This is a genomic window from Peribacillus sp. NPDC101481 (genome assembly GCF_044767165.1).
Taxonomy (GTDB): domain Bacteria; phylum Bacillota; class Bacilli; order Bacillales; family DSM-1321; genus Peribacillus.
In genome coordinates this window covers 99,819-123,242 of record NZ_JBIWNJ010000001.1, presented here as the reverse complement: position 1 = coordinate 123,242, position 23,424 = coordinate 99,819, and the positions used below count along the sequence as shown (strand labels likewise).

Annotated in this window: 15 protein-coding genes and 2 pseudogenes; 16 read left to right on the top strand and 1 reads right to left on the bottom strand. The window is 39.0% G+C overall.

The window, feature by feature from the left end; all coding sequences use genetic code 11:
* Window positions 1–385: 385 nt before the first annotated feature.
* The 6 genes from ACIROD_RS00515 (at window position 386) to speD (ending at window position 6,206) form a co-directional block, all read left to right on the top strand.
* Window positions 386–1,561 (top strand): acyl-CoA dehydrogenase family protein, encoded by a 1,176-nt coding sequence (locus tag ACIROD_RS00515; RefSeq protein WP_402937116.1) that lies wholly within the window; start codon window positions 386–388, stop codon window positions 1,559–1,561.
* A 208-nt stretch (window positions 1,562–1,769) separates the two neighbouring features.
* On the top strand, window positions 1,770–2,933 hold the full coding sequence (locus tag ACIROD_RS00510; RefSeq protein WP_101225354.1) for a betaine/proline/choline family ABC transporter ATP-binding protein: 1,164 nt from the start codon (window positions 1,770–1,772) through the stop codon (window positions 2,931–2,933).
* Window positions 2,934–2,945: 12 nt separating this feature from the next.
* On the top strand, window positions 2,946–3,599 hold the full coding sequence (locus ACIROD_RS00505; RefSeq protein ID WP_133346510.1) for an ABC transporter permease: 654 nt from the start codon (window positions 2,946–2,948) through the stop codon (window positions 3,597–3,599).
* Between the two features lie 11 nt (window positions 3,600–3,610).
* Window positions 3,611–4,528, top strand: a complete 918-nt coding sequence (locus ACIROD_RS00500; protein WP_311735941.1) for an osmoprotectant ABC transporter substrate-binding protein — start codon at window positions 3,611–3,613, stop codon at window positions 4,526–4,528.
* 17 nt (window positions 4,529–4,545) lie between these two features.
* A complete protein-coding gene (locus ACIROD_RS00495) occupies window positions 4,546–5,208 on the top strand; it encodes an ABC transporter permease (RefSeq protein ID WP_230175916.1) in 663 nt (220 codons plus the stop codon).
* A 161-nt stretch (window positions 5,209–5,369) separates the two neighbouring features.
* Window positions 5,370–6,206, top strand: coding sequence for an adenosylmethionine decarboxylase (gene speD / locus ACIROD_RS00490; protein ID WP_260357721.1), 837 nt, complete (start codon window positions 5,370–5,372; stop codon window positions 6,204–6,206).
* A 23-nt stretch (window positions 6,207–6,229) separates the two neighbouring features.
* Here speD and ACIROD_RS00485 read toward each other — a convergent pair whose 3' ends face one another.
* A complete protein-coding gene (locus ACIROD_RS00485; protein ID WP_402940041.1) occupies window positions 6,230–7,255 on the bottom strand; it encodes a YeiH family protein in 1,026 nt (341 codons plus the stop codon).
* 133 nt (window positions 7,256–7,388) lie between these two features.
* On the opposite strand from ACIROD_RS00485, the gene ACIROD_RS00480 reads away from it, so the two are divergent.
* The 10 genes and pseudogenes from ACIROD_RS00480 to ACIROD_RS00435 all read left to right on the top strand — a co-directional run bounded on the left by ACIROD_RS00480 (window position 7,389) and on the right by ACIROD_RS00435 (window position 23,407).
* Window positions 7,389–8,282 carry a selenium metabolism-associated LysR family transcriptional regulator gene (locus ACIROD_RS00480; protein ID WP_260357720.1) on the top strand — a complete coding sequence of 298 codons (894 nt, stop codon included), beginning with the start codon at window positions 7,389–7,391 and terminating at the stop codon, window positions 8,280–8,282.
* 238 nt (window positions 8,283–8,520) lie between these two features.
* Window positions 8,521–9,426 (top strand): hypothetical protein, encoded by a 906-nt coding sequence (locus ACIROD_RS00475; protein ID WP_402937112.1) that lies wholly within the window; start codon window positions 8,521–8,523, stop codon window positions 9,424–9,426.
* A 475-nt stretch (window positions 9,427–9,901) separates the two neighbouring features.
* Complete coding sequence (locus tag ACIROD_RS00470) at window positions 9,902–10,528, top strand: metal-dependent hydrolase (protein WP_101225347.1); 627 nt, start codon at window positions 9,902–9,904, stop codon at window positions 10,526–10,528.
* A 484-nt stretch (window positions 10,529–11,012) separates the two neighbouring features.
* Window positions 11,013–11,456, top strand: a complete 444-nt coding sequence (locus ACIROD_RS00465; protein ID WP_230175920.1) for a C40 family peptidase — start codon at window positions 11,013–11,015, stop codon at window positions 11,454–11,456.
* A gap of 764 nt (window positions 11,457–12,220) precedes the next feature.
* Complete coding sequence (locus ACIROD_RS00460; RefSeq protein WP_101225346.1) at window positions 12,221–14,350, top strand: ATP-dependent Clp protease ATP-binding subunit; 2,130 nt, start codon at window positions 12,221–12,223, stop codon at window positions 14,348–14,350.
* 386 nt (window positions 14,351–14,736) lie between these two features.
* Window positions 14,737–16,623 (top strand): annotated as a pseudogene (gene pulA, locus ACIROD_RS00455) (type I pullulanase); the annotation flags it as partial.
* Window positions 16,624–16,799: 176 nt separating this feature from the next.
* Complete coding sequence (gene fdhF, locus ACIROD_RS00450) at window positions 16,800–19,763, top strand: formate dehydrogenase subunit alpha (protein WP_402937108.1); 2,964 nt, start codon at window positions 16,800–16,802, stop codon at window positions 19,761–19,763.
* A pseudogene (locus ACIROD_RS00445) lies at window positions 19,756–20,277 on the top strand (helical membrane plugin domain-containing protein); the annotation flags it as partial. The gene fdhF and the pseudogene ACIROD_RS00445, both read left to right, overlap by 8 nt.
* Before the next feature lie 423 nt (window positions 20,278–20,700).
* Entirely contained in the window at window positions 20,701–22,188 is a 1,488-nt protein-coding gene (locus ACIROD_RS00440; protein WP_260357715.1) for a spore germination protein, read from the top strand.
* A 28-nt stretch (window positions 22,189–22,216) separates the two neighbouring features.
* Window positions 22,217–23,407 carry a Ger(x)C family spore germination protein gene (locus tag ACIROD_RS00435; protein ID WP_402937105.1) on the top strand — a complete coding sequence of 397 codons (1,191 nt, stop codon included), beginning with the start codon at window positions 22,217–22,219 and terminating at the stop codon, window positions 23,405–23,407.
* The last annotated feature ends 17 nt before the right edge of the window (window positions 23,408–23,424 follow it).

Here is a 23,424-nt window from a genome sequence, read left to right as displayed (position 1 = left end):
ATATAACTGTTTCTTATTCTGCTAACCTCCATATTGAGTCAATTAAAACGAACATTTTGTCGAAAAAAAGGGAAATTGATTTTTACAAAAGAAGTCGATGTTATTGTAATCCCATTAATATTCCAAAAATAACCTCGGTAGAATATATAGAAAACCCATATTCAAAGCAGTTAAGTAATACATAATTAAAATGGTAAAAAAAAGATTTGTTAAAGGGAATTCAATACTTTTGTTGAACATGAATATTGAGGAACATTTTTACTGTTTGATGTTTGTTATTGTAATCGCTTACATCAAGGCGTTTAACATATTTTCATGGAAGGGATTATAAGTTATTTTGACATTGATGTATTTAATAAAACCATTAGCGAATGGAGGTTAACCTATGGTTAGCACGCTGGCAATCAATAAAGATGATTCCCGTTCCTTCCTAACGGAAGAACATTTATTATTTAAACAATCAATTCGTGAATTTCTCGCAAAGGAGGCTGTCCCCTTTTATGATCAGTGGGAAAAAGAGGGGGGAATACCTCGCTCCTTTTGGAAAAAGATTGGAGATAATGGATTTTTATGTCCCTGGCTTGATGTGGAATTCGGTGGAATAGGAGCGGACTTTGGATATTCAGTTGTGCTGGCAGAGGAATTGGAAATGGTTGGTTCAGCTTTAGGTGGAATATCCATTCATTCGGATGTTGTAGCCCCTTATATAGCTACATTCGGAACAATAGATCAACAACAAAGGTATTTACCAAAGTTCTTTACAGGAGAAATGATTTCCGCCTTTGCGTTCACAGAGCCGGGAATGGGTTCGGAAATAGCGGATATTCAAACCACTGCCATCAAGAAAGATGGATATTATAATGTTAATGGAGCTAAAACGTTTGTCATAAATGGCTTTACAGCTGATTTCATGATAGTAGCATGCAAAACTGATCTTAATGCTGTTCCTTCTCAGGACGGAATCAGTTTGCTGCTCATTGATAAAGATACGCCAGGATTTTCGCGAGGAAGAAAGCTTGGTAATGCTGGACAGGGAAGTTCAGGCATAGCCGAGCTATTTTTCGATGATGCTTTAGTACCTGTTGGCAACCTCCTTGGTGAGGAAGGGAAGGGTCTTTCATATATCATGCAAAAACTGCAACAGGAAAAACTAATGTGTGCGATTGGGTCTTTAATAGCAGCGAAGGACATGCTTCACTTAACGATGAATTTTATAAAAGGACAAAAAGCATTTGAAAAGAAAATAAGTAAATTTAAAAATGCACAGTTTACCATTGCTGAAATAGCGACCGATATTCAACTGGGAAGGACGTTTGTTGATGGGTTGATCTGTAAACATATGACTGGGGAGAATATCATAACTGAAGTATCGATGGCTAAATATTGGATAACAGAGATGTCTAAGCGAATATCTGAAAAGTGCATGCAGTTACATGATGGATACGGACATATGGAAGACGATAATATTACCCGGCGTCACCGGGACAATCCTTTTTCAAAATTCTTTACAGGGACAGATGAAACCGTAAAAATTCTGATTGCTAAAAATATCGGGTTTTAATTCATTATTAATACTTTAAATCAATCAACTGCCTCAATTAATATGAGGTAGTTTTTTTATGACATTTTTTCAATATAATTACATATGACTAGTCTTTTAAATAAAAAGGTTTATTCAGCTTATCTAATGGGTACAAAAGACTGTGCATATGAAAAATTAATATATTTGTAAAATTTGTAATTGTATGCGAATGATGGAGGTGCTTGTTATGTTAAAAATTGAAAATGTATCGAAAATCTATAAGGGAGGAAAGAAAGCTGTAAAGAATATATCTTTGGATATTAAAAAAGGGGAGTTCATTTGCTTCATTGGTCCGAGTGGATGTGGTAAGACAACGACAATGAAAATGATTAACCGCCTTATCGAACCATCGGAAGGCAAAATACTTATTAATGGTGAAAATATCATGGATAAAGATCCAGTCGAGCTAAGAAGACAGATTGGGTACGTTATCCAGCAAATCGGACTTTTCCCTCACATGACGATTCTTGAAAATATCACCCTCGTTCCAAAACTTCTAAAATGGAATGAACAGAAGAAAAAGGAACGCGCACTGGAATTGCTTAAGCTTGTCGATATGGGGCCTGAATACCTGGAAAGGTATCCTTACGAATTGAGCGGCGGGCAGCAACAAAGGATAGGCGTTCTCAGAGCACTTGCTTCCAATCCTCCACTCATATTAATGGATGAACCTTTTGGCGCATTAGATCCAATCACCCGCGATGCTCTTCAGGAGGAATTTAAAAATTTGCAGCGCACACTTGATAAAACGATTGTTTTTGTTACCCATGATATGGATGAAGCCATTAAGCTAGCCGACCGGATCGTCATCTTAAAGGCTGGTGAAATCGTCCAAGTGGGAACACCGGATGAAATCCTCAGAAACCCAGCCAATGAGTTCGTGGAAGAATTTATCGGAAAAGATCGTTTGCTTCAAACAAGACCGAATGTTGAGTTGGTCGAACAAATCATGAGTCGAAATCCAATATCCATTACAGAAGAAAAATCCCTTACCGATGCAATTACAATAATGCGAGATAAAAGGGTCGATTCTTTACTTGTGGTTAATGAGCAAAATATTTTGAAAGGGTTCGTTGATGTTGAAACGATCAGTGAATATCGAAAAAAAGCTAAATTTATCAGTGAAGTCATCAATACTGAAGTTTACTCAGTCAAACAGGATACTTTAATCCGTGATTCCGTTCAGAAGATTTTAAAGCGAGGGTTCAAATATGTGCCGGTGGTCGACCAGAATAAACATTTGGTCGGAATTGTCACTAGGGCAACATTGGTCGACATCGTATATGACAGCATCTGGGGAGAGGAAGAAAATCAAATGGCAGAAATGGCAGAAATGGCAGAAATGTTTTAGGAGGTGAATCAGATGGAAGCTTTGCTCAATTTTTTACAAACGAACTGGCAAGAATTGATTTATAAGGCATGGGAGCACTTATATATATCCATGATCGCTGTTTTCCTTGGAATAATAGTTGCCGTGCCACTAGGGATTATGTTGACCCGAATGAAAAGGAGCGCTTCGATAATAATCGGAATTGCAAACATAATGCAGACACTGCCGAGCCTAGCAGTCCTGGCCTTTTTCATTCCTTTCCTCGGCGTTGGGAAAACTCCCGCAATCATTGCGTTATTTTTCTACTCTGTTTTACCCATACTCAGGAATACATATACAGGCATTAAAGGCGTGAATGAAAATCTGCTTGAATCCGGCCGCGGCATCGGGATGACAAGCTGGGAGAGGATTCGTCTGGTAGAATTCCCGCTGGCACTTTCAGTCATTATGGCTGGTATCCGTACGGCTTCCGTCTATTTGATCGGGTGGGCCACCTTGGCTTCCTTTATTGGAGGCGGAGGACTTGGAGATTACATTTTTATCGGTTTGAATTTATACCAAACAGAATATATCATCGCAGGTGCAGTTCCGGTAATCATCATGGCTATCCTTGTGGATTATGTATTCTCGATCATTGAACGAAAAGTCGTTCCAAAAGGATTGAAAGGTATGAAGGAAGTTGCTTGAGGAGGATTACCATGTATAAAAAAATGAGACGTACAATTTTAATGGCCCTTTTAGTTTGTTCATTAATGATCACCGGCTGTTCTTTGCCTGGTTTAGGGTCATCTTCAGAAACTACTGTAAAGATCGGTGCCCAAAGCATGACCGAATCCGAAATTCTTGCGAACATGATTGCTCAACTCCTTGAAAGGAATACGGAACTTGATACGAAAATCATCAAAAATCTAGGTTCCAATTTCGTTCAGCAAAAAGCGATGGAGACCGGTGATATAGACATAGCAGCAACTCGATATACAGGGACGGATTTAACGAGTGTCCTGGGACAGGAAATCGAAAAGGATCCAGTAAAGGCGTTGGAAATTGTTCAAAGGGAATTCAAAGAACAATATGGGTTCAAATTTTTTGATTCCTATGGGTTCGATAACACGTATGCCTTTACGATTTCAAATGAATTGGCTGAGGAAAAAGGGTATCAGAAAATATCTGACCTAGAAAAGGATGCAGATAATTTAAGGTTAGGTGTAGATAGTGCTTGGCTGAAAAGGAAAGGGGATGGTTATAGAGGGTTCGTCGATACATATGGATTGGAATTTGGAGAAACTTATCCGATGCAGATTGGCCTGGTATACGATGCAGTCAAAAATGGACAGATGGATATTGTTCTTGCATACTCATCAGATGGACGGATTAAGGTTAATGATCTGAAGCTTTTAGAAGATGATAAAAAATATTTTCCGCCATATGACTGTTCACCGGTCGTTACCGAAGAATTATTGGAGCGATATCCTGAAATTGAAGATGAAGTTAATAAGTTAATTGGCGAAATCACTACTGAAACCATGCAGGAACTGAACTATGAAGTTGATGGGAACTTGAAGGAGCCATCGGTCGTAGCTTCAGAATTCCTTAAAGCACATAAATATTTTGAATAAATGGGAGGTGCAAACTTATGGAAACCTTGCAACAACTGGGAACTTATTATTCACAGAATTGGATGTATGTACTTACTGAATTTTATCGCCATTTTTTAATGTCAGCTTATGGGGTTTTATTTGCAGCAATTGTAGCCATCCCGATAGGCATTTTCATTGCAAAACATAAGAAATTGAGTAATTGGGTATTTTCGATAACGAATGTCATACAAACCACACCAGCATTGGCTATGCTCGCACTCTTGATGCTAGTAATGGGGTTAGGAACAAATACAGTAATCTTATCATTGTTTCTATATTCCTTACTCCCGATCCTGAGGAACACTTATGTCGGTATTACAAGTATAGATCATGCTTATTTGGAATCTGGAAAGGCAATGGGGATGACGAAGCTGCAGTTACTTAGAATGGTCGAACTGCCATTATCTCTGTCTGTCATCATGGCTGGCTTACGTACAGCGCTTGTCGTTGCAATTGGAGTAACTGCTGTCGGTACATTCGTAGGGGCAGGCGGACTGGGGGATATCATTGTCAGGGGAACGAATGCCTCAAATGGAACGGCAATCATACTTGCTGGAGCAATCCCGACGGCATTGATGGCCATTCTCTCAGATCTTGTACTCGGATGGCTGGAACGAATTCTTTCACCGATAAAAAAGAAAAAAATTCATACTGCATAGAACAATTCAGGATAATAAAAAAGCCGTTGCATGTTAATGCAATGGCTTTTTCTTGGCTTATCGATAAAAAGGCAGAAGCTTAGGCTCGCAGACTTAGTTTTTTATTTCAGAAAAAGGGTAACTATAAGGATAGTCCTAAAAAAATATAAGGGGAATCAATCATGAAACTTACACCAGAGCAGCGTATTGAACTTCATGGATTTAATAATCTTACGAAATCTTTAAGCTTTAATATGTATGATATTTGTTACACAAAAACCAGGGAAGAGAGGGAGGCCTACCTGGATTATATCGATGAACAATATAATGCAGAGCGGCTTTCGAAGATCTTGCACAACGTTTCTGATTTAATAGGGGCACATGTTTTAAATACGGCCAAACAGGATTATGTCCCTCAAGGCGCCAGTGTAACCATTCTTGTTTCAGAAGGTCCTGTCGTCGAGGTACCTATGGGGACTTATGAGGAATCACCAGGGCCTTTACCTGATAATGTGGTCATGCAACTGGATAAAAGCCATATTACCGTACATACATACCCTGAATACCATCCGAATGAAGGCATTAGCACATTCAGAGCCGATATCGATGTCTCTACTTGTGGGGAAATATCACCACTTAAAGCCCTTAATTATCTCATTCATTCCTTCGATACCGACATTATCACGATCGATTACCGAGTGAGGGGCTTTACGCGAGATAAAGATGGGCAAAAATTGTTCATTGACCATGATATTAATTCCATTCAAAACTATATTCCTGATGAAGTAAAGGGTTTATATGACATGATTGATGTGAATGTATACCAGGAAAATATATTCCATACAAAATGTAAGCTGAAAAGGTTCGATATTAATAATTACTTATTCGGTTATACAGAGGAAAAGCTGAATAAAGAGGAAAGGCAAGAAATTATAGAAAGACTTCAAACGGAGATGGATGAAATTTTTTATGGTGCCAATGTTCCGCATCCAATAGTAAAAAACAAGCATGCCGATTAAGGGATGCTTGTTTTTTTGAAAAGTTAATTTAAATGGAATGCCTGCACCAATACATACCCGAGGCATGTCAATAAGATAGAGCCGATCAGTCCAGCTAAAAAAGGTTTACCGCCATATTTTCTAAAAGTTACAAGGTCAATATTCAATCCTAGTCCTGCCATGGCCATAGCCATGAGGATATAGGAAAGCATAACAAGTTTATCAGCTAAAGGTTCGGGAACTGCACCAGTAGAGTAAATGGCACTCATTAATAAAAATCCAAAAATGAACCACGGTATCTGAATGGACTTCCAGGAAAATTTCTTTCCGGTAACAGTTGATAGGTCTTTCCAATTCATGATGAACCCAATCAAAATGGCGACGGGAATGAGCAGGGCCACCCTTGTCAATTTGACCACCACTGCCAAGTCGACTGCCTCATTTCCCCCTGGTGCTGCAGCAGCGATGACATGAGCAATTTCATGAAGTGTCGCACCTGAAAAAATACCATATCCTTGATCGGATAACTCCAATAATGGATATAGGATCGTATATCCGAAAGTGAAGGTTGTGCCTAAAACAGCAACCGTCGCTACAGCTATTGCTGTATCTCTTTCCTTTGCTTTTATTTGGGAGGAAATTGCCAGGATGGCAGCAGCTCCGCAAATACCCGTACCGCAAGCTGTCAATATGCCTAGCTTTTTCTCGACTTTAAATATGCGGGTCATTCCATAAACTACTAATATAGCAAATACCAGACTAATGGCACCAACTGCAAATGTTTTCGGACCGGCATTAAAAATATCCTTTAGGTTCAAGCGCATGCCCAATAAGATAATGCCCACTCTCAAAAGGACTTTACTTGAATAATTTGTTCCTGCAATGGCGTAGGCTGGGACGCCAATCAGTGATTTCCAAACAACACCAATCAGTATCGCAATGACTAACTGTCCCATTATATGAAGGAATGGAAGCTCCGCTAAGTATTTTGCTGCAATGGCAATTAGCAAAGTCAATGCTATCCCTTTTGTAAAACCGAGTTTTTTAGTTTCAACGTTTGTTTGTTCCAGTGTGATCACTCCATCTATGTTGATGGCTTAACTTTAAAGCTAAATTAAAAATAAGTGAAATATATTTTTGCTATTTCAATGATTACTTCTACTTATGATAAAATGAAAGGCATAGGTATATAGGGAGGTAACCATGGATCCATTAAAAGTATTCGTAACCGTAATCGAACAGAAAAACTTTTCAAGGGCTGGGGACATTCTGAACCTGTCGCAGCCAGGAGTCAGTCTTCACATAAGGAATCTGGAAAATGAGTTAGGAACAAAATTAATTTATCGTTCTCCCAAACAAGTTCAAATAACAGAGCCGGGAAAAATTTTGTATAGACATGCAAAGCAAATGCTTAATCATTATGAGACAGCAAAAAGAGAAATAAATGAATTTAATAACGTGGTTAGCGGAACGATGAAAATAGGAGCAAGCTTCACGATAGGGGAATATTACCTTCCAAAAGTATTAGCAGAATTTGCGGCTCAATATCCGATGGTGGACATACAAATCATCATCTCGAATTCAAATGATGTCATTCAAGGAATACGATCGAATAAGCTTGATATAGGCTTGATTGAAGGTGAAACGGATTATAAAGATATAGATGTCAGGCCATTCATGAATGACGAGATGATCGTTGTCGTTCCCCCGGATCATCCACTTTCACAAATGGATCTCATCGAGGGCAATATGCTCCAAAACCAAACATGGGTACTTAGGGAGCAAGGATCGGGGACCCGTACATATTCCGATAAACTTCTAAGCAGTCTGGAGTTAAACATAAAGAAAACCTTTATTTTCACCAGTATTCAAGGAGTGAAAGAAGCGGTGATGGCTGGGCTTGGCATTGCCCTTCTATCCCGATTGACTGTACAAAAAGAATTGAAGTCCAATGAATTGAAAACCTTTCATTTGAAAAATGAACCCATTATAAGACCTTTTTCGATCGTGAAAAAGTTGGACTTCGAAGCATCAAAAGCCATGGAGTTGTTTTTAAGGAAGGTCGAAGAATTTGCGATAAAGGGCCGTCCTAAATAAAACCCTAAACATTTGCTCAACTTTTCATTTTCAATGAAGAGGTTGGGCATTTTTAACGGCGAAATATTATTAATTTTAATGAAAACGTCGAAAGTAAATTGGAATATGTCAATGATTAAACGAATTTTACGTATTTTAACATAATAGCAAACATATAAATTTAATAGGCAGTCTCCAGGAAGTTTTAAGTCCCTGTAGACTTTTCCTGATATTAATAATCTTAAAAGGAGCAACCACATTGGCTATAGAGGAGCAGAAAGATAAACGGGTTTCTGTTTTCGACAGGATTATTGGATTCATGCCAAAATTTTATGTGATTGGAACAATTTTAATTTTTGTTTATACACTAGTTGCGATGGCTCATTTAGGTATCCAAACTTTGAAAAAGCCAGAGGAAACCGTTGTACCTGCGCCACCTGTTTCTCAGGGCTTTGAACATACATTGATATCGTTAATCATCGAACCGATCGTAACGTCTGAATTTTATCAAATCATCTTTAACACGTTATTTCTTTACCTAGTTTGGATATTGCTTTTCCTATTGGCACCGATTGCTTTTTACCGTTTAAAACACTTTAAATTTTTTAATATCGAAATTGAAATTGAAAAACAAGATGCAGCCGTTTATGAAGTATTCAGCATGAGCAGTTCAAAGATGAAATTTGCTGCTTATTTAACATCCGAGGAATTTCAATTGGAGATATCAGAGGAAATTGCCAACAGCAAGGACTTTAAAACACCATTAATCTATACATTGGACTGTGCCGTGGATTTTTATTCCAATCAATTAGGACTTTCCTTTACCTATGATATCTATACCCTGAACCAGTTCAAAAAAGCAAAGCTGCCTAAATCCATCAAAGCGATGCTTGATAAGTCCATTCAAACCGGCGATCCGTGCATTACGAATAAAAGCAACAGCGATAGTGAATATTACAAGAATTTCCTTCTCTTTTATTTCGAAAACATGGAAGGGAAATTCGTCACTGTCTTAAATAGTTATCAAACTGAATTCGATACATTCGATAAATCCCTGCTTAAAATCCTGCAAAACGTCATTTACGATTACTATTTACAATATAACTATATTTACGAAGCGAGCGAGAAGTTGGAAAAGAATGAAACCATTTCCCATAATAATTAAAAAAACCACCCTACAAGTGGTTATTTTTTTTGGAAAGGTGATTGTTAATTATATTCTGGACAATTTCATTGTTCCCAATGAGCTCAGACGATTTATTTACATGCTGTTCCCGAAAATCCATGTTCTTTATTTTCTTAGACTTTTTCCCTTTTTTAAAATTATTGAAGGCATTTAAAAAAGCTATCTGAATCACTCCCCTTATAGATTAGTATATTCATATGATGGATAAAATTTCATGAAAAACCTCAATTTAGAGAAAAATATTTTGCGGATTTAAAGTGTGGAAATTACCTAAACAAAGCAATTATAGAAATTTAGAAGAATTGTTTTTAATGTATAACTATTGGTTATCCTGGCTTTTTTACAAGAATTAAAGAAATTTCCCCCAAAATATTGTATAGTTAGAATGTAGGGATTCGAACAAACATTCGTTTCTTCGGAACAAATTACTTCTTTGAGGGACAGGAGAGAGACAGTGAACGGTACAGCACACATGGCTATAGGGGCCACAGTTGGATTCTTGACGGCAAACACACTTCAAACAGATCCGACCACCACTTTATTCTTGGTTGGCATTGGGGGTGTTTCTGGCCTTATGCCCGATATGGATATTGATGGGAAGTTAAGTAATAGGATTACTTTTTCACATAAGTTTATCCGAACGATAGCACAAACGATTGGGATATTAATGATCATTTATAGTCTATTGGAAGGCACAAATACGGAAAAGTGGATCGGTGTAGGAGCAGGAATCGGAATCATCATTATTTCATCATTCATTAGACAAAGGCATATGCTGACCCTGTCTGGATTAGCGGTTTTAGGTGGCGGTTTATCTTTGCAGGAAAGCTGGTTGTGGCTGTTAGGCGTCTATATTATCCTGGCATCCTTTACACCACATAGAAGTTATACCCATTCGATTGCCGGTATCGCTTTCTTTGGTATCATTGCCTTTCAATTCGAAGCCTTTATGGGGATTGACGGAATTTTCGCCACTTGTTCATTAGGATACATAAGTCATTTAATTGCAGATTTGAAATGTTTACCTTTTAATAAACGTGGGGTGAAATTATTTCTTCCATTTTTCTCAAAAGAATTTTAACAGTGTTTTTTTTATCGCTGTTCAGACTGTAGACAAATTGGAGAAGGGCCAGTTTGCCTGCAGTTAGTTGATACCAGAAATCCACTCCGTTTCCACGACCATTTGCCAAGCCCATCAAAGCAAGCGGCTGTGGGTTCTCGGCTAGCCAGTTTTGCTGCAGGAGTGCCGCAAATTTCTTCATTCTAGAGCGGGATCCATTCGTATAAACAAAAAACATGAATGATATTAATATTCTCTTTTAAATCATGGTTCGGGGTGAGTGCATTCCTAATCTTCCTTTATCGATAAATGCACAGTGGTTATCTAACTACTGTTTTTTCTATGAGAAGCTAAATGGACACATCATTCGACTAATTTTTATGTTTTATATGGTCATTCTTCCTGAATCTACTAAATGTAACATATTTGTAAAGATCCTGTGATGCGAGTGATATACCTTTTCTAGTATATTAGGTTTAGCAAATACATCAGGGGGTAAAATAATTTGTTTAAGAAAATTGTCGTCGGATTGTCATTGGCTATTACGCTTGTAACCGCATCCTTTGCTGGAGACCAAGTGGAAGCTGCTTCATATCATACAAAAGCGATTAAAGTGGCTAAAAGTGAATTAGGTACTAAATATAAAATGGGTGGCATTTCTTCTTCAGGTTTTGATTGTTCCGGTTTAGTGAAGTATTCATATCAAAAAGCTGGTAAGAATTTACCAAGAACTGCTGCTGACATATATAAAAAAGGTAAGAAAGTTAAAAGCCTGCAAAAAGGTGACTTAATGTTTTTTGCACCAAATAAAGCGAAAAAACCTACACATGTGGCTATATACATAGGAAACAATGAATTCATTCACTCTTCATCATCTAAAGGAGTGTCATACGCTAAAACCAATAATACCTATTGGAAGCCAAAGTATATTGGTGCGAAACGTATATAATAGAAGAAAATCAATCTTAATATAAAAAAGCTAAGAGACTTAATGAAGTCTCTTTCAATTTGTAGACAAAAAGGTTTCGGAAGGTTTCATTCCGAAACCTTTTTGATTTTTTATTGGAATTGAAGCAGCTATAGCGGAAAGGAAAGCATGCCATGGGTTGAACAACGAGGGGACTTTTAAGAAAGCATCGATATCACCTCAAGTATTAATACTACTTAAAAACAAAAAAGACTGTAGGCAAAAGTGTTCTATCTTAAAATTAAAACAAAGATGATTGGAACGGAAGGTGCGAGACTCCTGCGGGAAAAGCGCGTCAAGGGGAGACCCTACAGGTGCGAAGACGCCGAGGAGGCTCCACGACCGCCCGCGGAAAGCGAGTACCTGGAGTGGAAATCCAACGTTTAAAAATTGTACAAACCTTAAAGAGACTTAATAAAGTCTTTTTTTGTTTTAAAAAATAAGAGTGAATGAGGCACATGGACAAGAGAATTGGCGTTTTGTTAATAGTTTAAGGTTATGGTGAGTCCTGAAGTGGGTAATCAATACTAATTGAATATTCTAAGGGGCATACATAGAATCTTTTTATTTGACTGGAAATCGATAGTTTAATATGCTTAGCAAACCAATTCAAGGCAATTTCTTTTTTATCAAAAAAATTCCCAAACAAAATTATTGAAAGTCAAAGAAGGTCAATGTATAATAAAGTCAGAAAGTCAAAGAAGGTCAAAGTTTTTTAAATTCATTTTTTAAAGGAGGAGTACTACATGCTTTGTGAAAAATGCCATGTAAACCAAGCTAATATTCAAGTTCACCTAAATATGAATGGTCAGGAGCATGATGTGAAACTGTGCTCCACTTGTTATAAAGAAGAGCGAAACAAACTTGGAGCAGCTATGGGCGGGATGGATATAGGGAAATTCCAATTTAACGGAACTCCAAATTCATTCAATCCATTTAATTATAATGGTGTACCAAAACCGGATTCAGCTGAACATGGCGATGACGGAGGATTGCTTGAGGAGTATGGCCGAAATTTAACCGATGCTGCTAAAGCAGGACTTATAGATCCGGTTATCGGACGAAGTGAAGAAATTAAACGCGTCATTGAAGTTTTAAATAGACGCAATAAAAATAATCCAGTTTTAATCGGTGAACCTGGTGTCGGTAAAACAGCCATTGCTGAAGGTCTTGCTTTAGCGATTGTTGAAGGTTCAGTGCCAGTTAAATTACGTAATAAGCTTGTATATATGCTTGATGTAGCGTCCCTTGTGTCGAATACTGGAATTAGAGGGCAATTCGAAGAACGTATGAAGCAATTGATCAGCGAATTACAGGAAAGAAAAAATGTCATACTATTCATCGATGAAATTCATCAACTTGTGGGAGCTGGTTCGGCAGAAGGATCAATGGATGCAGGAAATATCCTGAAGCCTGCACTTGCACGCGGCGAACTTCAGCTTGTCGGAGCAACCACTTTATCAGAATATAGGAAAATTGAAAAAGATGGTGCCCTTGAAAGGCGCTTCCAGCCTGTACACGTTAATGAGCCGACAACGGCTGAGGCACTTGTCATCTTAAGGGGATTAAAGGATAGTTACGAATCTTATCATGGTGTGACATATAGTGAGGAAGCCCTTAAAGCTGCTGTTGAACTTTCTAACCGCTACATTCAAGACCGCTTCCTGCCTGATAAGGCAATAGACTTAATGGATGAAGCTGGTTCAAAATTGAACTTGACCATCGAAGACGGCCAAGTAGAAAACATGAAAGAACGTTTGGCTCAAATCTATAGAGAAAAAGAAATGGCCTTAAAAGAAGAAGCATATGAAAAAGCTGCTATTCTTCGTGATGAAGAAGAAAAACTGGAAAAGTCATTGCAGGCTGGGGAAGATGCAATTAAGCCAACCGTTACCGTTGAAGACATTCAAAACATCATCGAACAAAAGACTGGTATACCTGTAGGTAAGCTCCAAGAAGATGAGCAAGAAAGGATGGTTCACCTCCAAGCGGAGCTTATGAAAAAAGTAATCGGGCAGGAGGAGGCTGTCAAAAAGGTTTCCAAGGCCGTTCGAAGAAGTCGTGCCGGGTTAAAATCAAAAAACCGTCCTACCGGTTCTTTCCTTTTCGTTGGTCCGACAGGAGTAGGTAAAACCGAATTGGCAAAAACTCTTGCTGAGGAGTTATTCGGGGACAAGGAAGCGATGATTCGTCTTGACATGAGTGAATTCATGGAGAAACACAGTGTTTCTAAATTAATTGGTTCTCCTCCTGGATATGTAGGACATGAGGAAGCTGGACAATTGACGGAAAAAGTTCGCCGCAAGCCTTACAGCATCATCTTATTGGATGAAATCGAAAAGGCACATCCGGATGTAATGCATATGTTCCTGCAAATCATGGAAGATGGCCGCTTAACCGACAGTCAAGGACGGACCGTTACTTTTAAAGATACCGTGATCATCATGACGAGTAATGCTGGAGTCGGTGAGAAACAAAAAGTAATGGGATTCGGTACAAGTTCAGCTGTGGAGGAAGCATCAATCCTACAATCTTTAGGCAGCTTCTTCAAACCGGAATTCCTGAACCGATTCGATAGCATCATTGAATTCTCGGCTTTGAAGAAAGAAGATCTTCTGCAAATCGTTGATATCATGATTCACGAGCTTGACGAAACACTTGCTGCAAATGGTTTATCGTTAGATGTAACTAATGAAGCGAAACAAAGGCTAATTGAACTCGGATATCACCCAACTTTCGGAGCGAGACCGCTTCGCCGTGTTCTACAAGAACAGCTTGAAGACGGCATCACTGACTTTATATTTGAGCAACCTGAAATTAAGAACTTCACTGCAATTGTTGAAGATAACTCTGTGAAAATTATTAAAACACCATAAAGAGTACTAGAAATGCCTCCAAGACCGTAAAACTGTTATGGAGGCATTTTTTTATCTTTTTTGGCTTCATTTTCATAAAAGGATAGGTAAGGTTCAGCAAAATGACCTACAGCTTTCGCTCAAAATATAGATTTCTGAATTTTCGACATAATTTGCCGATCGAATGTTTTGATGGGTAAAGCCTGTGGAATCATAACATAAGGGAAAATTCGCTCATGATTATAAAAATTAATAATTCCTGTTCTAAAATGGGAATTTCAATGGAGGAATGACCTATTAAAGATTCACTTTCTTATTTTGAAGAGGAAAATAAAAATAATCGAAAACCTACGGGTAATGAAACGGAAAATCAGTTGGAATCCCTGCCGATTGCAAATATTAATCCAGTAAAGCCGTCGGAATTGGATGAACTATATTTCTATGAAGGCAAAGATTTAGGAAATTCCTATCTTAAAGATAAAACGGCATTCCGGTTATGGGCACCACTTGCATCTGAAGCTAAGCTAGTTACTTATAAACATTGGGAAGATTCAGATGGAATAGAGATTCCGATGGTGCGTTCGGAAAAAGGTACCTGGACGATTGAGTTGAACGGTGATCAGGATGGATTGATTTATACATATAAAGTGAGAGTGGGAGAAAACTGGAGTGAAGCCGTCGATCCATATGTTCGTGCAGTTACTGTTAATGGTATTAAAGGAGTCGTGATAGATATAACAGATACGAACCCTGAAAGGTGGACACGAGATAAACCACCTCTCGAAAAAGCTGAGGACATAGTCATTTATGAATTGCATACACGGGATTTATCTATTCATCCTGAAAGCGGAATCCATCATAAAGGTAAATTCTTAGGAGTGATTGAAGCCGGAACCAAAGGTCCAGAAGGAGTGAAAACGGGTCTTGATCATATTAAAGATCTAGGCGTTACCCATGTTCAGTTTATCCCGATATTCGACTTTGCCACAGTCAATGAAATGAAATTGAATGAACCACAATATAACTGGGGATATGATCCACAGAATTATAACGCTCCCGAGGGCTCTTATTCGTCTGATCCGTATCAACCAAAAGTCAGGATTCGTGAGTTAAAGGAAATGATTCAAGGTTTACATGATCACGGTTTACGAGTGATCATGGATGTTGTCTATAATCACGTTTATTCTGTGGAGCACTCAAACTTCCATAAACTCGTTCCCACTTACTTTTTTCGCTATAACGCTGACGGCTCCTTATCTAATGGAACTGGTGTAGGAAATGACACCGCGTCTGAACGTAAAATGATGCGCAAATTCATTGTTGAATCCGTAACCTATTGGGCGAAGGAATTTAACCTTGATGGTTTCCGTTTCGATTTAATGGGGATTCATGATGTGGAAACGATGAATGAAGTGAAAAAGGCATTGGCAGAAATTGATCCGACCCTCATTGTTTTGGGTGAAGGCTGGGATATGGATACCCGCTTGGCCCAAGAGCTGAAAGCAAATCAAAAGAATGCTTTTAAAATGCCTGGAATCGCTCATTTTAATGATGCGATCCGTGATGGTTTAAAAGGGTTTGTAATGAATGAACATGATAAAGGATTCGTGAATGGAAAACCAGGAATGGAAGATATTATCAAAAAAGGAATTGCTGGTGGTTTGAAATATGATGATGATATCGCAACATATCAAAGACCAGATCAAGTGATCAATTATGTTGAAGCACATGATAATTATACTCTATGGGATAAGCTTCTCATCACTAATCCAGATGCGACGGAAGAGAAAAGGAAACAGATGCATAAATTAGCTTCGGCAATTGTCTTACTGTCACAGGGAATTCCAATGATACATGCTGGACAAGAGTTCATGCGCACGAAGGATGGAGATGAAAATAGCTATCAATCTTCTGATTGGATTAACCGATTGGATTGGAAAAGAAGAGCGGAGTTCAATCGGGAAGTGGAGTATATGAAAGGGCTAATTTCGCTCAGGAAAAATCATTCTGTTTTTCGGTTAAGCACACCCGAAGAAATAGAAAAGCATTTACAATTCTTTGATGCTCCGCCAAATGTGGTTGCATTCTCTTTAATAACTGAAGATTCAACAATTGCAGTGATTCATAATGCAAATTGGGACGCGATTACGATTTCTCTTCCCCACGAAGATAATTGGACCGTTTTAGTGGATGGACAGCGGGCTGGCCTGGAAGAAATAGAAAGGATTAAAGGGAGTCTGATAACCGTTGCCCCTTTAAGTTCTTTTGTATTGAAAGCAAAATCTAACCAATGACGATAAAGTCGAAGTGAGTGAATACTATGTCTCACTTCGACTTTGTTCATTTCTGATATGAAATTGGTTAAAAGGAGTCTTCCATTTTTTACTTTCGCAAGTTTGAGAAAAAATGTGCGGGGGTAGAAAATATAAAATGATGAATTTTTTCGTTGTGTAAGAGGGGAGCGATTAGTTTGCCAGAGAAAGTGCATATAAAAATCAATGGTGCAGAGACCAGTCTGGAAGGTAATCAAACAATATTACAAATGCTGACGGATAGCTCCATTGAAGTCCCGAATGTTTGTTACCATCCTAGCCTAGGTCCTATCGAAACATGTGATACATGTTTAGTGAGCGTTAATGGAGAACTTGTAAGGTCTTGTTCAACCAAGATCAACGATGGTGATGTAATTGATACAGTTGCACCTGATGTAAAAGAAGCACAGGTCATGGCTATGGACAAGATATTGTATAACCATGAGCTTTATTGTACGGTTTGCGATTATAATAATGGCGGCTGTGAAATACACAATACGGTTAAGGAAATGAAGGTAAATCATCAAAGTGTTCCTTTTGATCAAAAACCATATGATGTGGATCGGTCGAATCCATTCTATCGATATGATCCTGATCAATGCATCCTTTGCGGCCGTTGTGTTGAAGCGTGTCAAGATGTACAGGTCACCGAAACATTGACCATTGATTGGGAAGCAAAACGCCCGCGTGTCATTTGGGATGATAATGTTCCGATCAATGAATCTTCATGTGTGTCATGTGGACACTGTTCAACTGTATGTCCGTGTAATGCAATGATGGAAAAGGGAATGGAAGGGGAAGCCGGATTTTTAACCGGCATTGCCAAACAAACACTTCGACCAATGATAGAAATCACGAAAAATGTTGAAACGGGTTATGGTTCGATTTTAGCGATTTCAGATATGGAATCCGCCATGAGGGATGCAAGGATCAAGAAGACAAAAACGGTTTGTACATACTGTGGGGTAGGATGCAGCTTTGACGTTTGGACCAAAGATCGTAAAATCCTTAAGATCGAACCGCAAGTGGAGGCACCTGCAAATGGAATTTCGACTTGTGTAAAAGGGAAATTCGGATGGGATTTCGTGAATAGTGAAGAAAGACTCACAAAACCATTAATTAGGGAAGGGGATGCGTTCAGGGAAGCTGAATGGGAAGAAGCCCTTGAATTGATTTCCCGTAAATTCACTGAAATCAAAGATTCTCACGGTCCGGATTCGATGGCTTTCATAACGTCTTCCAAATGCACCAATGAAGAGTCCTATTTAATGCAAAAGCTGGCTAGGGGAATCATTGGCACCAATAATGTGGATAACTGTTCCCGGTATTGTCAGACGCCGGCTACTTTAGGACTATTCAGAACGGTTGGATATGGCGGAGATACAGGGGGCATAAAGGATATCGAAAAGTCCGAACTTGTATTGATCATAGGCTCCAATACATCCGAATCACACCCCGTGTTGGCTACAAGAATCAAACGTTCCCATAAACTAGGTAAACAGAAGCTGATAGTGGCGGACATCAGAAAGCATGAAATGGCTGAACGCTCCGACCTCTTCATCCAGCCTGCTCCGGGAACGGATATCATTTGGCTGTCGGCCGTGTCTAAATATATCGTCGACAAAGGATGGGCAGATACAGACTTCATCAAAAATCGTGTAAATGGAATGGAAGAATACATCAAGACTTTGGAACCTTACACAATGGAATATGCAGAAAAAGTAACAGGTGTAGCTAAGGAAGATTTAATTACGTTGGCAGAGGCCATTCATGATGCGGAAAGTGTTGCAACGCTTTGGGCCATGGGAGTTACCCAGCATGGAGGAGGAAGCGATACAAGTACTGCAATTTCCAATCTAATGCTAATAACAGGCAACTACGGAAAACCTGGAACAGGTACTTACCCATTACGCGGCCATAATAATGTTCAAGGAGCCAGCGATTTTGGCAGTATGCCGGATCGCCTGCCAGGTTATGAAAAAGTAACAGATGAAAAGGTCCGCTTGAAATATGAAAACACCTGGGGTGCAAAAATACCAGAAAACCCTGGCCTGAATAATCATGAAATGGTCGAAGGGATACATGCCGGTACCATCAAAGCAATGTACTTAAAGGGTGAAGATATGGGTCTGGTCGATTCGAATATCAATCATGTCCATAAAGCATTTGAAAAACTGGACTTCTTTGTGGTACAAGATATCTTCTTATCAAGAACGGCTGAATTCGCGGATGTCGTCCTTCCCGCAAGCCCAAGCTTTGAAAAAGAAGGTACTTTCACGAATACGGAACGCCGTATTCAACGTCTTTATCAAGTCTTTGAACCGCTTGGCGACTCAAAGCCTGATTGGCAAATCATTATGAATGTCGCTAATTCGTTAGGAGCCGGCTGGAATTATGAGCATCCAAGTGAAATTATGGAAGAAGCCGCTAAACTATCACCGTTATATGCAGGAGTAAGGTATGAACGCTTGGAGGGTTATAACAGTCTTCAATGGCCAGTGACGCCAGATGGTAAAGATACGCCACTGTTATTCACGGAAGCTTTTCCTTTCCCTGATGGAAAAGCAAGGTTATTTCCAGTCGAATGGACCAAACCGATTGACTTTGGGGATGAGTTCGATATCCATGTGAATAATGGCCGTTTATTGGAACATTTCCATGAAGGAAACATGACCTATAAATCAAAAGGCATCACTTCCAAAACGCCAAAAGTCTTCCTTGAGGTATCCCGGGAATTGGCAAAAGATAGAGGGCTTGAGGATGGCACTCTTGTTCGGCTTACTTCACCATATGGAAATGCAAAAGTGCAATGCCTGATTACGGATCGTGTAAAAGGTAAAGAAGTTTATCTGCCAATGAACGATTCAGGTGACGGGGCAATCAACCAATTGACAAGCAGCCATTCAGATAAAGATACTGATACTCCTGCCTATAAGGAAGTTCAAGCAAAAATGGAAGTGCTCAGGGTTAAAGGAGACAATCCATTGCCGAGTATCAACCATCGTAATGGTAATCCACAACCGCAGATAGGTGTACAAGTACAAAAAAAATGGGCTCGTGAAGATTATATATTCCCAGGTGACCTCTTGAAGATCAAAAAGGAGGAGAGGAACCGTGGCTAAAGCGACAAAAGTGATCAATCGAATCTCCATTAGCGATGAAGAAAGAAGAAGAATTGAACTCGAGGATATCGAGCGTACCCTTTTGGAAAATAAAGAAGTGATTAAAGAAACGTTTGAAGTCATGAAGGGCATGCAGGATCGAGGGATTTTATCAATGGTTAACAGCTTGTTGAAGGAAGGGGACAAAGTGCTGAACATTCTTGTCAAGACAGCAGACACCCCAGAAACGGCAAATACGCTAAAAAATCTGCTTCTCATACTTGGCACGTTAGGAACACTTAATGTTCAGCAGCTTGAACCGCTTATCCTCAAGATCAATTCAGGGATTGCCCGTATGGCAGAGTCTGATAAAATGCCGGAAAAGCCAAGCTACCTATCATTGCTGCGTTCCTTGAATGACCAAGAAGTCAAACAAGCTATGACTTTTCTGATGACCTTTCTTAAAGGAATGGGAGAAGATACAAGCGATTTGGAAAGAACAACCCAATTACCAGAGAATCAGCATTTGCATAAAGCGAATGAAACAGCGGACATAGAACGGCCGACCTCCAGAAAATCATACGGATCGAGTATACCCAGTAAAAGCGGAAGCGAAAAAAAACGAATCACCAGCTGGCTTTGGGTCGCAGCAGGGGTTTCGCTGGTAACCATTCCGCTAGCCTTATCTAAAAGTAAGAAATAAAGTAGCTCGTTAATATTATTGAAACGGACGTAAAATCGAATTTACTTTGACTTGAGAGATGGTGAATAATTCCCACCAAAATATTAAAGCCGATGATTCCCTTATAAGGAAAAATCGGCTTTTTTCGATGGAAAGTGATATCAAAATTTTTCTCACCATCCTTTTATTACATATATTTATATTAGATACAAATAATAAAGTCAATCATCAGTGAAACGAACATATACACACTCTTAATCAGTAAGGGGCGGAAAAGTGAGGATAGGACGTTCTCTTAAAAGAGCTAAAGAAAAATCTACAACCAATGGCACCTTATCCTGCGAGGTAAATGAAAATGTAAAGAGATTGAAGAACGTGCTTGGGGACAGTTCAGATTTGTCTGTTCGAATGATTGAATCTCCACACGATAAATCGATACAGGCAGCTGTAATCCACCTTGACGGTTTGGCTGATGCTACCATCATTAATGAAAATATAATTGAACCATTAATAGATTGGTTTAAAGAAAATAAACAAATATTTACAGAGATAGAAGAACGAGCAAGCCATATTCTAACGGTATCCCAATTAACCGTTAAAGAAAGTTGGCAGGAATTCATATCAGCGGTTTTGACAGGAGATACGGTTGTATTGTTGAATGGCAGTGCAAAAGCATTCATCGCCAGTACTAAAAGTCAACCATCCCGTGCGATAACCGAGCCGACAAGCCAAACTGTCATTAGAGGACCAAAAGATAGTTTTACTGAGAATTTAAGAACCAATACGTCATTAATTCGTGCTAGGGTTCAAAATCCTGATGTACGCTTAGAAAGCTTGAAAGTCGGAAGTGTCACTCAAACGGATATTGGAATCATGTACATTCAGGGAATTGCGGATGAGAGCATTGTGAAGGAAGTCAAAGAACGAGTAAAGGGCATTGATATTGATGGGGTTCTTGAATCGAATTACATTGAGGAATTAATCCGGGATGATTCAGCGACGATTTTTCCCCTTCTTTTGAATACAGAACGTCCAGATGCGGTAGTTGGAAATATGTTGGAAGGGCGAATTGCCATCATTATTCAAGGAACTCCATTTGTTTTAATCGTCCCGGCGATTTTTTCTCAATTTTTTCAATCTCCGGAGGACTATTATCAAAATCAATATATCAGCTCTTTTTTAAGGATGTTAAGATTTGGAGCCTTTTTTCTGTCGATGTATGCATCCTCTATTTATTTGGCACTAATTACTCATCACCAGGGGCTTATTCCTACTACTTTACTCGTCAGTTTAATGGCTCAAAGAGAAAATGTTCCTTTTCCAGCGATTGTCGAGATACTGGTAATGGAAATGGCCTTCGAGATATTACGGGAGGCAGGAATTCGAATGCCAAGGGCGATCGGACCAGCCGTATCAATTGTAGGTGCACTTATTTTAGGGCAGGCAGCTGTTGAAGCGGGATTTGTGGGAGCGGCAGTTGTCATCATTGTAGCCATCTCTGCAATCAGCAGTTTTACACTGCCAAATACCAGTCTAGTCAATGTAACTCGTGGAATTCGATTTATATTGATTTTGATCTCGGCATTTATAGGCTTATATGGCATATTGCTTTTCACTTTATGTATCTGGCTTCATATGAGCAGCCTGAGGTCTTTTGGTGTACCCTATTTTGCCCCATTTGCTCCATTTCGTTTCAAGGAGCAAAAAGATGTTTTTTTTCGTTTCCCGCTACCATCACTTTTGAAAAAACCATCAAGAAAATAAAACTCGGCTAAATACGGGGGAACGAAAAATGAAAATTAATATTTCACTTTTATGGATGGCAGCCATTTGCTTATTGTTTTCAGGGTGTTCAAATTATCGGGAATTAAACGAACTTGGGGTCATAATAGCTATGGGAGTTGACCAAAATGACGATCCAAAACAACCATACCGAGTAACATATCAAGTCATAAATCCTAGCGGCCTATCCCAAACCAACACATCAGGAGGTCAAAGTCTCGCTGTCATCAACTATACGATAACAGGAAAAACGCTTTTGGAGGCTTTAGGTAAGTCAGCTTCCGTTATTCCGAGGGAAAATAACACAACACATCTCTCGCTCATTATTATTGGCGAGAAGTTAGCTCGAAATGATTTGGATTTAATATTCGATGGTCTAGATAGAGGTAAATATTCGCGGGTAAGTATCCCGATCTTTATTGCGCGCGGGAAGACTGCGAAGGATGTACTTGGAGTAATTGAACCTCTTGAGATTACTCCTGGTAAAAATATCATCAGTACAACACAAAATAATCAAAAGTCGTATGGATCATCTAGTGAGGTGTTAGCTTATGAAATCATTGCTTCACTGTTGAGTGAAGGCAAAGATGTATCACTTCCGGGAATCAGTATAAGCAATGCTTCCCAGAAGGGGAAGCAAACAGGAAATTTAGAGACGACGAACCCGACTACTATTAAGGTTAAAGGATTAGCCGTTTTCAGAAAAGGCAAATTGGTGAGATGGTTGGATGGAGAAACGGCCCGAGCCGCTCAATTCGTTACATCTAAAGTGAAAAATACTTCCGTTGTGTTACCTTGTGAAAGAGGAAATGTAACAATCAACACAATCGGTGTGAAAAGTAAAATGTTAACTGAGATCCATCATGAAAAACCTGTCATTCATACTGATATCAACGTGATGGGAGAACTGTTGGAAACATCATGTGAGCTTAATTTAAGTGATCCGAGAGTGTTAAAAAAATTCGAAAAAAAAATGGAAAATGAATTAAAAAGGCAAATTAAAAAGACGATTAGCATCACTCAAAAAGAAAAGTCAGATATTTTTGGTTTTGGTGATGCCCTGTCCCGAACAAATCCCGTTTATTGGCGCCAAAACAAAAAAAATTGGGATAACCTATATTCAGATGCGCAGATATCATTGAAGGTTCATGTAGAGATTATCAATTCCGGATTGCTAATGGAACCTTATGAGCCGAAATAAATGAATGGGGAGGTGAG

Excerpts from the sequence above, each read along its gene's own strand:
- ACIROD_RS00480 (WP_260357720.1), top strand. The coding sequence starts at position 7,389 with ATGGATCCATTAAAAGTATTCGTAACCGTAATCGAACAGAAAAACTTT.
- speD (WP_260357721.1), top strand. The coding sequence starts at position 5,370 with ATGAAACTTACACCAGAGCAGCGTATTGAACTTCATGGATTTAATAAT.
- ACIROD_RS00460 (WP_101225346.1), top strand. The coding sequence starts at position 12,221 with ATGCTTTGTGAAAAATGCCATGTAAACCAAGCTAATATTCAAGTTCAC.
- ACIROD_RS00505 (WP_133346510.1), top strand. The coding sequence starts at position 2,946 with ATGGAAGCTTTGCTCAATTTTTTACAAACGAACTGGCAAGAATTGATT.
- ACIROD_RS00435 (WP_402937105.1), top strand. The coding sequence starts at position 22,217 with ATGAAAATTAATATTTCACTTTTATGGATGGCAGCCATTTGCTTATTG.
- ACIROD_RS00495 (WP_230175916.1), top strand. The coding sequence starts at position 4,546 with ATGGAAACCTTGCAACAACTGGGAACTTATTATTCACAGAATTGGATG.
- ACIROD_RS00500 (WP_311735941.1), top strand. The coding sequence starts at position 3,611 with ATGTATAAAAAAATGAGACGTACAATTTTAATGGCCCTTTTAGTTTGT.
- ACIROD_RS00515 (WP_402937116.1), top strand. The coding sequence starts at position 386 with ATGGTTAGCACGCTGGCAATCAATAAAGATGATTCCCGTTCCTTCCTA.
- ACIROD_RS00510 (WP_101225354.1), top strand. The coding sequence starts at position 1,770 with ATGTTAAAAATTGAAAATGTATCGAAAATCTATAAGGGAGGAAAGAAA.